At 31.4% G+C, this 13,535-nt stretch carries 11 protein-coding genes and 1 riboswitch; of the genes, 5 read left to right on the top strand and 6 right to left on the bottom strand.

Features of this window, described 5'->3' with window-relative positions:
* Position 1: 1 nt before the first annotated feature.
* From ACEWL1_RS08205 to ACEWL1_RS08190, 4 genes are all read right to left on the bottom strand, one after another.
* A complete protein-coding gene (locus tag ACEWL1_RS08205; RefSeq protein WP_409232814.1) occupies positions 2-1,240 on the bottom strand; it encodes a DUF1015 domain-containing protein in 1,239 nt (412 codons plus the stop codon).
* A 7-nt stretch (positions 1,241-1,247) separates the two neighbouring features.
* Positions 1,248-2,198, bottom strand: coding sequence for a D-2-hydroxyacid dehydrogenase (locus ACEWL1_RS08200; RefSeq protein ID WP_409232813.1), 951 nt, complete (start codon positions 2,196-2,198; stop codon positions 1,248-1,250).
* Between the two features lie 71 nt (positions 2,199-2,269).
* Positions 2,270-3,334 (bottom strand): 3-phosphoserine/phosphohydroxythreonine transaminase, encoded by a 1,065-nt coding sequence (serC, locus tag ACEWL1_RS08195; protein ID WP_409232812.1) that lies wholly within the window; start codon positions 3,332-3,334, stop codon positions 2,270-2,272.
* Positions 3,335-3,391: 57 nt separating this feature from the next.
* Positions 3,392-4,441: an acyl-CoA reductase gene (locus tag ACEWL1_RS08190; RefSeq protein ID WP_409232811.1), complete on the bottom strand. Its 1,050-nt coding sequence runs from the start codon at positions 4,439-4,441 to the stop codon at positions 3,392-3,394.
* A gap of 80 nt (positions 4,442-4,521) precedes the next feature.
* Between ACEWL1_RS08190 and ACEWL1_RS08185 the strand changes: the two genes are divergently transcribed.
* Together ACEWL1_RS08185 and ychF are read left to right on the top strand one after the other, a co-directional pair.
* A complete protein-coding gene (locus tag ACEWL1_RS08185; protein WP_409232810.1) occupies positions 4,522-4,872 on the top strand; it encodes a 4Fe-4S dicluster domain-containing protein in 351 nt (116 codons plus the stop codon).
* Positions 4,873-5,011: 139 nt separating this feature from the next.
* Positions 5,012-6,103, top strand: a complete 1,092-nt coding sequence (gene ychF, locus ACEWL1_RS08180; protein WP_409232809.1) for a redox-regulated ATPase YchF — start codon at positions 5,012-5,014, stop codon at positions 6,101-6,103.
* Between the two features lie 55 nt (positions 6,104-6,158).
* Here ychF and ACEWL1_RS08175 read toward each other — a convergent pair whose 3' ends face one another.
* A complete protein-coding gene (locus ACEWL1_RS08175; protein ID WP_409232808.1) occupies positions 6,159-6,566 on the bottom strand; it encodes a hypothetical protein in 408 nt (135 codons plus the stop codon).
* A gap of 294 nt (positions 6,567-6,860) precedes the next feature.
* Here ACEWL1_RS08175 and ACEWL1_RS08170 point away from each other — a divergent pair, with 294 nt between their 5' ends.
* The 3 genes from ACEWL1_RS08170 (at position 6,861) to ACEWL1_RS08160 (ending at position 12,003) form a co-directional block, all read left to right on the top strand.
* Positions 6,861-8,714 carry a DNA topoisomerase IV subunit B gene (locus ACEWL1_RS08170; RefSeq protein ID WP_409232807.1) on the top strand — a complete coding sequence of 618 codons (1,854 nt, stop codon included), beginning with the start codon at positions 6,861-6,863 and terminating at the stop codon, positions 8,712-8,714.
* A gap of 255 nt (positions 8,715-8,969) precedes the next feature.
* Positions 8,970-9,239: a hypothetical protein gene (locus ACEWL1_RS08165; RefSeq protein ID WP_409232806.1), complete on the top strand. Its 270-nt coding sequence runs from the start codon at positions 8,970-8,972 to the stop codon at positions 9,237-9,239.
* A gap of 46 nt (positions 9,240-9,285) precedes the next feature.
* Entirely contained in the window at positions 9,286-12,003 is a 2,718-nt protein-coding gene (locus ACEWL1_RS08160; RefSeq protein ID WP_409232805.1) for a DNA gyrase/topoisomerase IV subunit A, read from the top strand.
* 44 nt (positions 12,004-12,047) lie between these two features.
* On the opposite strand, the gene ACEWL1_RS08155 is transcribed toward ACEWL1_RS08160, so the two are convergent.
* A complete protein-coding gene (locus tag ACEWL1_RS08155; RefSeq protein WP_409232804.1) occupies positions 12,048-13,184 on the bottom strand; it encodes an ABC transporter substrate-binding protein in 1,137 nt (378 codons plus the stop codon).
* 72 nt (positions 13,185-13,256) lie between these two features.
* Positions 13,257-13,505: riboswitch (cobalamin riboswitch) on the top strand.
* Positions 13,506-13,535: the final 30 nt, after the last annotated feature.

Genomic DNA, 13,535 nt, shown 5'->3' with positions numbered 1-13,535 from the left:
ATTAAAACTCGTAAATAGTTAAAGCGCTTCTTAATTTTGGTTCAATATACGTAGTTTTTGGAGGCATTAACAAGTCTGCGTCAACGATATTTTTAAGTTCTTCGATAGTTGTTGGTAACATTCCAAATGAAACTTTAAAATCACCAGCATCTACTTTTGTTTTTAATTCTAAACTATCAGATTTATTTTGAGAATAAATAATTTTAGAATCATTTCTAATATCTAAAATTCCTAAAATGGGTTTTAATATTGCTTGGTATAAAATTTCGGCATCTAGTTCGCTAAGTGCATCCGTAAATTTATAAATAGTCTTCCTTAAATATAACGCATAAAAATCACCATTTAAATACATGCTAAAATGATGTTTTTCTTTTGGTTTGTATAATTCTTGTCCGCGATTTTCGATTCTAAAATACGTGTCTAATTCAATTAAAAATTCGTCTGGTGTTAACCCGTTTAAATCTTTAATAAAGCGATTAAATTCATAAATACTAAGTTGGCTTTCAGGCAATAGATAACTCATAAAAAAGTTATAATCTTCTTTACCTGAATGGTTTGGATTCTCTTTTGCCAAGTTTTCTGCCAATAAACACGAAGATGTAGATCGGTGATGACCATCTGCAATATATAAAGTATCAACTTCTTTAAAAGCTTTAGTAATTAGATCAATATCTTTCTGATTATTTACTATCCAAAGCAAATGAGTATCTTTATCTGTTGTAGAAAATTCATATTCTGCCCTGGTTTGTTGATGTTTTTTAATGATGTTTGTAACCACCTCATTATCTGGATAGGTTAGGAGTACAGGTTCTGCGTTAAAGCCAGTATTTTTCAAATAATTTTCAAACAACAATTCACGTTCTTGTAAAGTACCTTCGTGTTTTTTGATGACATTATTATTGTAATCATCTACAGAAGTTGCTGCAATAATTCCACAAAAAGAATTTGTTGCAGTTGTTTTCTGATAAATATAAAAAGCGGGAGTTTCGTCTTGAGTAAAAATACGATTCTCTTTAAATTCTAAATACCTATTATGCACTAATTTAAAACGCAAATCTCCGCTTACATCTTGTTGATGATATTTATTGCCAGGATTTATGACATGTAAAAACGTAAAAGGATTAAAAGCCAATTTTGCATTTAACATATCTGGAGTATAAATTTCGCGTGATTTTGTGGAAACCAACGCAACTTTATCTCTTGTTGCTCTTACTGCTTTAAAAGGTTTTAGTATTGCCATGTTACTTTTAAGAAAGTAATTGTATAATTTGTTCGGCTAATTCTTTACCAATTCTATCTTGTGCTTCTACAGTTGCTGCTCCAATATGTGGCGTTAAAGAAATATCAGGATTCATTAATAATTGAATTTCTGGGGTTGGTTCTTTTTCAAACACATCTAAACCAGCATATTTTACTTTTCCAGTTTCAATTGCGTTAACCAAAGCAACTTCGTCAATTACTCCACCACGAGCAGCATTTATGATTCCAACTCCATCTTTCATCAAACCAAATTGCTTCTCGCCAATAATATATTCATCTTGATTTGGAACGTGTAACGTAATAAAATCTGCTTGTTTTATAACTTCATCAAAAGATTCAGTTTCTATTTTTACATCTATAGATTGCCCGTTGTAAAAAGGAACATTAATAATGGCTTCACCAACATAACCATCATTTGCAATTACTTTCATCCCAATTCCTAATGCAATTTTAGCAACCTCTTTTCCGATTCTACCAAAACCGATAATACCAAGAGTTTTTCCTCGTAATTCAGTTCCATCAGCAAAACCTTTTTTTAAATCTTTAAATCGAGTATCACCTTCTAAAGGCATTTCTCTATTTGCTTGATGTAAAAAACGAACCATTCCGAATAAGTGCGCAAAAACCAATTCTGCTACCGAACTAGAAGAGGCGTTTGGTGTATTAATTACATGTAAACCTTGATTTTCTGCATATTCAACATCAATATTATCCATTCCAACACCACCACGACCAATCAATTTTATACACGGACAAGCATCGATTAGTTCTTGACGGACTTGAGTTGCACTTCTTACTAAAATTACATCTATTGAGTTTTCGTTGATAAAATTTTCTAATTGATTTTGAGCAACTTTTGTGGTGATAACTTCAAATCCTCCGTTTTCAAGTGCTTCAATTCCACTTTGTGAAATTCCGTCGTTTGCTAATACTTTCATTCTTCTATTTAAATATTCAAAAATTGAAAAACTCAAAAATTGTTACATTTTCAAACTTTTAAATTGTTACATTAATTATTTCTTTCTAATTCTTGCATTACATCAACCAACGCTTGTACGCTGTATAAAGGTAATGCGTTGTACATGCTTGCTCTATAGCCACCAACACTTCGATGGCCGTTAATTCCGTTTATGCCAGCTTCTGCACATAAATTGTCAAATGTTTCTTTTAAACTTTCATCAACAAGTGTAAAAGTAGCATTCATATTGCTTCTGTCTTCTTTTACAGCAAAACCTTTGAACAACGGATTTCTATCAATCTCATTATAAATCAATTCCGCCTTTTTGTTGTTTGCTTTTTCAATAAATGGTATTCCGCCTACATCTTTTAGCCATTCTAATGTTAACATAGAAACATAAATTGCAAACACAGATGGTGTATTAAACATGCTGTCTTTATCAATATGGACTTGGTAATTTAACATTGATGGAATTGTTCTGTCAACGTTTCCTAAAATTTCTTCTTTAATAACAATTAAGGTAGTTCCGGCTGGACCAATATTTTTTTGAGCACCAGCGTAGATTAAATCGAATTTTGAAAAATCTAATTGGCGAGAAAAAATATCTGAACTCATATCGCAAACAGTAACGCCATCAAATTTTGGAAATTCTTTTATTTGAGTTCCAAAAATGGTGTTGTTGCTTGTGCAGTGAAAATAATCTGCATCTTCAGGGATTTGATATCCTTTAGGGATAAACGTAAAATTATCGCCTTTTGACGATGCAACTTCTACTAGTTCTCCAAATAATTTTGCTTCTTTAATGGCTTTTTCAGACCAAGTTCCGGTGTTTAAATAGGCTGCTTTTTTATGTAATAAATTATAAGCAGACATTAAAAATTGAGTGCTTGCGCCTCCTTGTAAAAATAAGACTTTATACCCTTTGTTTTCTAAGTTTAATAACTCTAAAACTAAGCTCTTTGCCTTTTCCATTACAGCAATAAAAGACTTGCTTCTATGTGAAATTTCTAATATTGATAAACCTTCGTTATTAAAATTTAGAACAGCTTCAGAAGCTTTTTTTAAGACTTCATCAGTTAAGATAGATGGTCCTGCGCTAAAATTATGTTTTTTCATAATTGTGTTGTGTTGTTTTTTGTAGCACAAATATCCTACTTTTTGATGAGTATTTTTTTAAATTCTTGCTAAAAATTCTAAAGTATTTATTCCGTCTGCATAATCCCACAATTGGGGATTTTGAGTTTCTCCAAATGCTATCTCAGAATCTAAAATTCCATTAGAAACTACACACTGTATTTTATCAGCATCAGTATTCAGTTTTTCTTTTAATTGGTTGATGTCTGAATAGTATTCGTAAAAAACAGTAGCAATTGGCGATGAATAACTTTTGTCTTCTTTAATCATTAGAAAACCATTTTCTAACAAATCAAACAAGCTCATTAAGTAAACAGCTTTATTATAATCGTAATTGTTAGCATATTTGGCGTTGTTGATGATTTCTTTTTTAGTGTACATCCCGTTAAAAAAGGCATCAAAATTATAGCCTTCCGGGACAAATAATTTAGAAACACTTCTACAGCCTAGTCCAAAATACTGAAAAACATCATTGCTTAGATTTGCTAATTCTGTGTCAGATTCTTTTCCTGTTAAAACAGCAACAGAATTTCTATTTTTTCTAATAATACTTGGCTTCCCTTTAAAATAATGTTCAAAATAACGCGCTGTATTGTTGCTTCCGGTTGCAATTACAGCATCAAAATTAGTTAGGTTGCCTTCGGTAAATATTATTTTATTTTTAAAAGAAGGTTCAATATATTCTAAATATTTTGCTAAAAAAGGCATTAAATTAGTGTCGCTTGAAGATTGCTTCACTAAAACTGTATGTCCAGAAATCAACACAGATAAAAAGTCATGAAAACCAACTAGCGGAATGTTTCCTGCCATAATTACAGCAACTTTTTTTTCAGAATTTTGAAAAGTATGATTTGATGTCCATTTAGAAAGATTGTCTTTTGTTAGCGCATTAGCCCAACTATCTAAAGAAAATAAAATGTTGTCATTTGTAAACCAGCTATTATTTTCTTCCGCCAATTTTATTTGATGTTTAAATCCATCAAAAAATAAATCATTATAAGCAATATGCTCTTTCTTTTTGATGCCAGATGGTGAAAACTGACTCAAAAACGTTCCTAATTTTACAAAAGCGTCAATTCGTTGTTGCATTCTGTCTATTTCTTTTGGTTGTGAATTATTTTGGGCTTATTTTTGCACCGCAAAGGTACATAAACTCAAAGAAAAAAACTATGGCAATTATAATTACTGATGAATGTATAAATTGTGGTGCATGCGAACCAGAATGTCCGAATACAGCAATTTATGAAGGAGCAGATGATTGGAAATATGCAGACGGAACAGATTTAACAGGAAATGCAGTGTTGCCTAATGGTAAGAAAATAAATGCTGATGAAACGAACGAACCTATTTCTGACGAAATTTATTTTATAGTTGCAGATAAATGTACAGAATGTGTAGGATTTCATGAAGAACCACAATGTGCTGCAGTTTGTCCTGTTGATTGTTGTGTGCCAGATGAAGATAATGTAGAAACTGAAGAAGAATTGTTAGCAAAGCAACGCTTTATGCATAACGAATAGACAAGAGATTCTCGAAAATAGAATAAAGACTTTTAAACCTCGATTTAATTCGAGGTTTTTTTGTGAATAAAATCTATATTTGCACTCGCAAAAATCAAGTCTTGATGCTTGTGTCTTTTATCTAAATATCTAAAGAAATATGAAAGCTGGAATTGTAGGATTACCAAACGTAGGAAAATCAACCTTATTTAATTGTTTATCAAATGCAAAAGCGCAAAGTGCAAACTTTCCTTTTTGTACGATAGAACCAAATATTGGAGTTGTAAATGTGCCTGATGAAAGATTAGAAAAACTAGAAGAATTAGTAAATCCAGAAAGAGTTGTGCCAGCAACTGTAGAAATAGTTGATATAGCTGGATTGGTTCGTGGTGCAAGTAAAGGGGAAGGATTGGGAAATCAATTTTTAGCAAATATTAGAGAAACAGATGCAATTATTCATGTATTGCGTTGTTTTGATAACGACAATATTATTCATGTTGATACTACCATCGATCCGATTAGAGACAAAGAAACTATTGACATAGAATTGCAATTAAAAGATTTAGAAACTGTAGAAAAACGTTTAGAAAGAGTAAAACGTACTGCAAAAACAGGAAACAAAGAAGCGCAAGCTGAATTGGTTATCTTGCTAAAAATACAAGAAACATTATTGCAAGGAGTATCAGTAAGAACCATCGATTTTACAGAGAAAGAAGATGAGTTTGTAAAAACATTACAATTGATAACATCTAAACCTGTTTTGTATGTGTGTAATGTTGATGAGAATTCAGCCGTTACAGGAAACGCTTATGTTGATAAAGTAAAAGAAGTTGTTGCCAACGAAGATGCAGAAATTATTATTTTGGCTGTTGGTACAGAAGCAGATATTAACGAATTAGACGATTATGAAGAGCGTCAAATGTTTTTAGCTGACATCGGATTAGACGAGCCAGGTTCATCAAAACTGATTAGATCTGCATATAAATTATTAAAACTACAAACGTACTTTACAGCCGGAGTAAAAGAAGTAAGAGCTTGGACGATTAATATCGGAGATACTGCGCCTCAAGCGGCAGGAGTAATTCATACTGATTTTGAAAAAGGTTTTATTAGAGCAGAAGTAATTAAATACGAAGATTATGTTGCTTTTGGTAGTGAAGCGAAAGTGAAAGAAGCTGGAAAATTATCTATTGAAGGAAAAGAATATATTGTTCAAGATGGTGATATGATGAACTTTAGATTTAACGTTTAGATTAAAAAGAATAGCTCTATAAATTTATAGAGCTATTTACTGAAATAGAATAATGTTATACAGGTTGTAAACTTATTCCAGTCAATTCATTTGTGGCCTTTAAATCTATAGTTAATTTAAAATTTGTGTTTTGAGCACCACTCCATAAAGACACTTGGTTATTTGGATATGGTTTTGGCGAAGTGACACATTGAGCAAGTATATTGGCTATTCCAGAAGCCATAGTAAAATATAATTGATACTGACCAGATTGACAAGTTATTTGTAAGTAACTTACTCCGTTGTTTGATGACCCTTGTTCAAGGATGGGATAATTATTTACCTGATTATTTAATGTTGAACAAATTGTACCCCATTCGAATCCGTTTTTTGAATAAGCATACACAATTGGGCTCCAATCATTTCCTGTAGTACCAGGATTAGTAATTACAATTTCAGAGATTGCAAAAGATAAATTAGACATAATTTTAGGTTTTAAGTTAATACTAATACAAAATTATGATGATAAATATTTAAAAAAAAGAGTATAAATACCTGTTTTTTAGGTGTTTTGAGGTTTTTTTTAGTAATCTACTGTTGTATTTTGTTATTAATAAAACCAAAATAAAAGATAAGAATCCTTATTTGTAAGAATATTTTAGGTTTTATTAAACTTCCAAAAAAACACTTTAAAAATCTGTTGATAACTAATTCAATAGAGTTTTTTATTTTTTACGCTTATTGCTATTTTAGCAAGGCATTCAATCCGCAAAATTTTATGGCACAAGAAACAAAATATACCGAAGATAATATTCGATCTCTCGACTGGAAAGAACACATTCGAATGCGTCCTGGAATGTATATTGGTAAATTAGGTGATGGCTCTTCTCCGGATGACGGAATCTATATTTTATTAAAAGAAGTTTTAGATAATTCAATCGATGAATATGTGATGGGCGCTGGAAAAACCATCGAAATTTCTATTAGAGACAAACAAGTTACCGTTCGCGATTATGGTCGTGGAATTCCGTTAGGAAAAGTGGTAGATGTTGTTTCTAAAATGAATACGGGTGGTAAATACGATTCTAAGGCTTTTAAAAAATCAGTTGGTTTAAATGGAGTTGGAACCAAGGCAGTAAATGCATTGTCGGAATACTTTAAGGTGCAATCTATAAGAGAAAATAAAACTGCTTGGGCAGAATTTAATCAAGGAAATATAATTGAAGTTGAAGATGCGCACGAATCATCGTTAAGAAAAGGGACAAAAGTGCAGTTTATTCCTGATGAAACTATTTTCGGGAAATATAAGTTCAGAAATGAATATGTTGCCAAAATGTTGAAAAACTATGTGTATTTAAACACAGGTTTAACCATTTTGTTTAATGGTGAAAAATTTCATTCAGAAAACGGTTTAAAAGATTTACTAGAAGAAAATACTTCGGCATCAGATTTATTATATCCGATCATTCATCTAAAAGAAGAAGATATTGAAATTGCAATTACACATAGTAAAACACAATATTCAGAAGAATACCATTCGTTTGTAAACGGACAGCATACAACGCAAGGAGGAACGCATCAAGCGGCCTTTAGAGAAGCAATTGTAAAAACAATTCGTGAGTATTTTGGTAAAAATTACGAATCTTCTGACGTCCGTAAATCAATTATCTCTGCAATTGCCATTAAAGTGATGGAACCAGTTTTTGAAAGTCAGACAAAAACAAAATTAGGTTCTACAGAAATGGGCGGAGGTTTGCCAACCGTTAGAACTTTTATCAACGATTTTGTAAAAACAAATTTAGATAATTACTTGCATAAAAATACCGATGTTGCAGAAGCAATTCATCGTAAAATTTTACAAGCAGAGCGTGAGCGAAAGGAATTGTCAGGAATTCGGAAACTAGCAAAAGACAGAGCTAAAAAAGCAAGTTTGCATAACAAGAAATTACGTGATTGTAGAGTTCATTTTGATGACATCAAAAAAGAAAATTATTTAGATACAACACTTTTTATCACCGAGGGAGATTCTGCTTCTGGTTCTATTACAAAATCTAGAAACGTAAATACACAAGCGGTTTTTAGCTTGAAAGGAAAACCTTTGAATTCGTACGGATTGTCAAAGAAAATTGTGTACGAAAACGAAGAATTTAATTTACTACAAGCAGCTTTAAATATTGAAGACGGAATAGAAGGATTGCGTTATAATAATATTGTTATCGCAACTGATGCCGATGTAGACGGAATGCACATTCGGTTATTATTGATTACGTTCTTTTTACAATTTTTTCCTGAAGTGATCAAAGAAGGACATTTGTATATTTTAGAAACGCCGTTGTTTAGAGTTCGAAATAAAAAAGAAACCTATTATTGTTATTCTGATGAAGAGAAAAAAGAAGCCATAGAGAAGCTAAGAGGGAAGCCAGAAATAACTCGATTTAAAGGATTGGGTGAAATTTCTCCAAATGAATTTGTTCATTTTATTGGAAATGACATTCGTCTAGCTCCTGTAATGTTAGACAAAGAAATGTCGGTTGAAGAAATGCTTTCATTTTATATGGGTAAAAACACACCAGATAGACAAAAGTTTATTATTGAGAATCTGAAAGTTGAATTAGATTTAGTTGAGGAATAGTGTTAGATTATGGGTGAAAATATTAGATTTATAATTGCTGCTTTAGCTGGAATTTTAATAATAGTTCATTTTTTTAGGATTAATTTTAAAAATTTGTCTTGGAAAGAAAATGGTTCATCTTATTTAGGAATCATAAGTATGATTTTGATAATAATTGCAATGTTATTATCTAAATAAATTGAGAAAAGAGAAAAAGAATTAAAATGAAGGTCACAATTTGTGACCTCAAGTTGAGGAGGAAGTAGATATTTGCCTTTGTTCTTTACAGAACAAGGCGTTGCAATGTTGTCAAGTGTGTTAAATAGCGATAGAGCAATTGCAGTAAATATTAAAATTATTAGAATATTTATAAAAATGTGTCAGTTATTAAGTGATAATTTATCGCTACAATTTGAAATAGAAAACATTAAAAAGAAATTAACCAATAATTCTAAAAATATTGAATTGGTTTTTAATTATTTAGATGAATTGGTTGAGAAGAAAGAAAAGATATCAGACAGAAATATAATAGGCTATAAAAAGTAGCTTTTATAAAATAAATAAACTCTTAAACGAATAAACGTTTTTTTAAATGAGTGAAGAAATAAACGAACACGAAGAAATAAATCATCCAGTAGAAAATACGGAGACCATCACAAAAGTTACAGGAATGTACAAAGAATGGTTTTTAGATTATGCTTCGTATGTAATTTTAGAAAGAGCAGTTCCTGCAATTGATGACGGATTTAAACCTGTACAGCGTAGAATTTTACATTCTATGAAAGATTTAGACGATGGTCGTTACAATAAAGTAGCAAACATTGTTGGTCACACCATGCAATATCATCCGCACGGTGACGCTTCTATTGGCGATGCAATGGTGCAAATTGGTCAGAAAGAATTGCTGATTGATATGCAAGGAAACTGGGGAAATACATTAACCGGTGATCGCGCAGCTGCATCAAGATATATCGAAGCACGTCTTTCTAAATTTGCGTTGGATGTTGTTTTTAATCCGAAAACTACAGAATGGCAATCTTCTTATGACGGACGTAGAAAAGAGCCTGTAAATCTTCCTGTAAAATTTCCGATGCTTTTAGCTCAAGGTGGAGAAGGGATTGCAGTTGGTTTATCAACCAAAATATTACCGCATAATTTTAATGAATTGATTGATGCTTCCATCAAACATTTAAAAGGCAAAAGTTTTAAAATTGTTCCAGATTTTTTAACGGGTGGAGTAGCAGATTTTACCAATTATAACGAAGGAAAACGTGGAGGTAAAGTTCGAGTTAGAGCCAAGATTTCTCAGTTAGATAAGAAAACCTTGGTTATTACAGAAATTCCGTTTAGTACAACAACCACAACACTGATTGAAAGTATTATTAAAGCGAATGAAAAAGGAAAAATAAAAATTAAAAAAATAGAAGATAATACGGCAGCAAATGTAGAAATACTTGTGCATTTGCCATCTGGAATATCGCCAGATAAAACCATTGATGCTTTGTTTGCTTTTACCAATTGTGAAACTTCTATTTCGCCTTTGTGTTGTGTTATTGAAAACAACAAACCAGTATTTATTGGAGTGCAAGAAGTATTGCGTAAATCGACTGATAATACCGTTGAATTATTAAAGTTAGAATTAGAAATTCAGTTAAATGAATTAGAAGAGCAATGGCATTTTGCTTCGTTAGAGCGTATTTTTATTGAAAATAGAATTTATCGTGATATTGAAGAGGAAGAAACTTGGGAAGGTGTTATTGCTGCTATTGATAAAGGATTACAGCCGCATATCAAACATTTAAAAAGAGCCATTACAGAAGAAGATATTGTGCGTTTAACAGAAATCAGGATTAAAAAGATTTCCAAGTTTGATATTGATAAAGCAAAACAGCATATTGAAAGTTTAGAAGATAAAATTGCAGAGGTAAAAAACCATTTGGCAAATTTAATTGAATTTGCAATCGCCTTTTTTAAACGTTTAAAAGAAACCTATGGAAAAGGGAAAGAACGCAAAACAGAAATCAGAATTTTCGACGACATTGTTGCAACTAAAGTAGTAATGCGTAACACAAAACTCTATGTGAATAGAGAAGAAGGTTTTATAGGAACATCTTTACGTAAAGACGAATATGTAACCGATTGTGCCGATATAGACGATATTATTGTCTTTAGAAAAGATGGCGGAATGATAGTTACTAAAGTAGACGCTAAAACTTTTGTTGGTAAAGACATCATTCATGTTGCTGTTTTTAAGAAGAAAGACAAAAGAACTGTATATAACTATATGTATAGAGATGGTACAAAAGGAGTTTCTTATATGAAACGCTTTAATGTAACTTCAGTAACTCGTGACAAGGATTATGACTTGACTAATGGAAGCAAAGGTTCAAAAGTGTTATATTTTTCAGCGAATCCAAATGGAGAAGCAGAAGTTGTTACCATCAATTTAAGAGCTGTTGGAAGCATTAAAAAACTAAAATGGGATATCGATTTTGCTGATTTAGCAGTAAAAGGTAGAGCTGTAAGAGGAAATACAATAACAAAATACCCAATTAAGAAAATCGAATTTAAATCGGCAGGAGTTTCAACATTAAAACCACGTAAAATATGGTTTGATGACACCGTTCAGCGTTTAAATGTGGATGGAAGAGGTGAGTTGTTAGGAGAATTTAGAGCAGAAGATAAATTGTTAATTGTGCATCAATCTGGAAAAGCAAAAGCGGTTACGCCAAATTTAGCAAGTAGGTTCGAAGATGATATGATTGTCCTAGAAAAATGGAAACCAAAGAAGCCTTTGTCAGCAATTTATTTTGATGGAGAAAAAGAACGTTATTTTGTAAAGCGCTTCTTAATTGAAAGCGTAGATAAAGAAGAGTTGTTTATTTCAGAGCATCCAAAGTCGCAATTAGAAATTGTTGCAACAGATTACAGACCTGTTGCAGAAGTTCAATTCTCTAAAAGAAGTTTAGACAATCTTGAAGTTAATTTTGAAGATTTTATAGCAGTAAAAGGAATAAAAGCACAAGGAAATCAATTAACTACGGATAAAATTAAACAAGTAAACTTATTAGATTCTTTGCCGTATGAAGAACCTGAAGAGTTGACTTCTGAAGAAATTGAAGTAGTAGAAGAAGAGGTTGTTTCTGATGAAACTTTACCTTTAGAAATTACAAATTTAGAAAAGTCTTCAGATAAACCAACGCTATTAAGTAGTGAAGAAAAAGCAGAAAGAGCTTTGCAAAAAACCATTGAAAAGAAAAAGGCCGATCAGAAAGCAAAAGATGATGAAAGTCAAACTACATTATTTTAGCAATTTGTAATCAAGATAAAAGAAGCGTCAACTTTTTTTAGAAATTAATTCATTTTTTCGAAAAAAGTTGGCGTGTACTCTTTAAGCAATTCTGGATGCGTAATTTTAATAATATCTTTTAATACTAAATCTGGCCTTGTCGGGCCTAATTCAAAGTAAAGTACGCCACCCGTTTCTCCAGTTTTGGTGGCAAAAGTATATAGTTGATCATTTTTAAAAGCCGTAAACTCCTTATAATAAGCGTTCTTTTCTAACATTTGTTTTTTTGATGAAAAATAACCTGGAGCAATCCAAATTTCAGCAGATTTCCCTTTGTCTAAAATACTTTCAAAACTAATAGATAAACTTCCTTTTCCTTTAGAATCTTTCCATAAATAATGGGTGTTTGCATCGGTTAAAAACTGCGCTACAAAGCTTTCTCCTGCTGGTAAATTCCAAATGTCTTTACTCATAATGGCACCAGATAAAACTGTAGGTTTTTTAGTAGTTTTATTAGCGAGTTCTTTAGCAGCTTTATAGTTGGCTTCAATTACATTAAAAATACTGTCGGCTTCTTTTTCTTTGTTGTACAAAACACCAAAGAATTTAATCCATTCTGCTCTTCCAAGCGGAGTATCTTCTAGCCAATCTCCGTTTAACACAACCGGAATTCCTGATTTTTCAATTAAATTTAAAGACTTGTTGGTTTTTGTCATGCTGTATCCGATAACAACATCAGGATTTAAGTCCAATAAAATTTCTGTATTTAAAGCATCTTTTACGCCAATTTCTTTGACCAAATTAGCAGCAATTAATTTTCTTGTTTTGGTTGATGAAATGTATTTTGTATGCGGAAAACCAATCAAAGAAGTTTCTACACCAAGCAATTCTAACATCGGAATATGCGTAGTAGAAGTTACCACAACTTGCTGAACTGGAGTTGTGATTTTAGTTCCTTTAATTGATGCAATTTCCTTGTTTGTGGAGTTGCTTAAAATGTACTCAAATTGTTCTTTTGAATTCTGATATGGTGATTTTATGATTAGTTTTTTATAATCATTAAGATATTCAATATCAAAGCCTTTAGCGTACTTTATCTTCTCTGATTGTTTAACTTTTAAATTTGCTATTTCAGAACTGTTTTTTTCTTTACAATTGACTAAAATTAATGATAAAACAAATACTCTAACTAAAAATTTCATGTGTACATAATTTGAACTGCAAGGTTACAAAATTGTTGTGAATAAAATTTCACTAATGATGATAAATGAGTTACATTTGTTGCGAAATTTGGTTTTATCAACTTTATAAATTAGTTGATGAATTAAAAGGGAATTTGGTGCCACAATTTATATTGTTATCCCAAAGCTGTTCCCGCAACTGTAAGCTTCGTTCTTTTAGAAAGAATGCTTGTAATTATTCTTTAAACCACTGTTAAAAATGTTGAAAATTTAATCAGCATAAAATGGGAAGGTAAATTACAAGACGCGAGCCAGGAGACCTGCCATAATCACTGAGTAAAAACTTTCGGGATAAAAGTTTTTGTACAATTC

The sequence above is a fragment of the Polaribacter gochangensis genome, assembly GCF_046224025.1.
Taxonomy (GTDB): Bacteria; Bacteroidota; Bacteroidia; order Flavobacteriales; family Flavobacteriaceae; genus Polaribacter; species Polaribacter gochangensis.
This window is presented reverse-complemented; position numbering and strand designations above follow the sequence as displayed.

Bases quoted from the DNA above. Each gene is read 5' to 3' on its own strand.
- ACEWL1_RS08205 (WP_409232814.1), bottom strand. From the start codon at position 1,240: ATGGCAATACTAAAACCTTTTAAAGCAGTAAGAGCAACAAGAGATAAA.
- ACEWL1_RS08185 (WP_409232810.1), top strand. From the start codon at position 4,522: ATGGCAATTATAATTACTGATGAATGTATAAATTGTGGTGCATGCGAA.
- serC (WP_409232812.1), bottom strand. From the start codon at position 3,334: ATGAAAAAACATAATTTTAGCGCAGGACCATCTATCTTAACTGATGAA.
- ACEWL1_RS08155 (WP_409232804.1), bottom strand. From the start codon at position 13,184: ATGAAATTTTTAGTTAGAGTATTTGTTTTATCATTAATTTTAGTCAAT.
- ACEWL1_RS08160 (WP_409232805.1), top strand. From the start codon at position 9,286: ATGAGTGAAGAAATAAACGAACACGAAGAAATAAATCATCCAGTAGAA.
- ACEWL1_RS08170 (WP_409232807.1), top strand. From the start codon at position 6,861: ATGGCACAAGAAACAAAATATACCGAAGATAATATTCGATCTCTCGAC.
- ACEWL1_RS08175 (WP_409232808.1), bottom strand. From the start codon at position 6,566: ATGTCTAATTTATCTTTTGCAATCTCTGAAATTGTAATTACTAATCCT.
- ychF (WP_409232809.1), top strand. From the start codon at position 5,012: ATGAAAGCTGGAATTGTAGGATTACCAAACGTAGGAAAATCAACCTTA.
- ACEWL1_RS08200 (WP_409232813.1), bottom strand. From the start codon at position 2,198: ATGAAAGTATTAGCAAACGACGGAATTTCACAAAGTGGAATTGAAGCA.
- ACEWL1_RS08190 (WP_409232811.1), bottom strand. From the start codon at position 4,441: ATGCAACAACGAATTGACGCTTTTGTAAAATTAGGAACGTTTTTGAGT.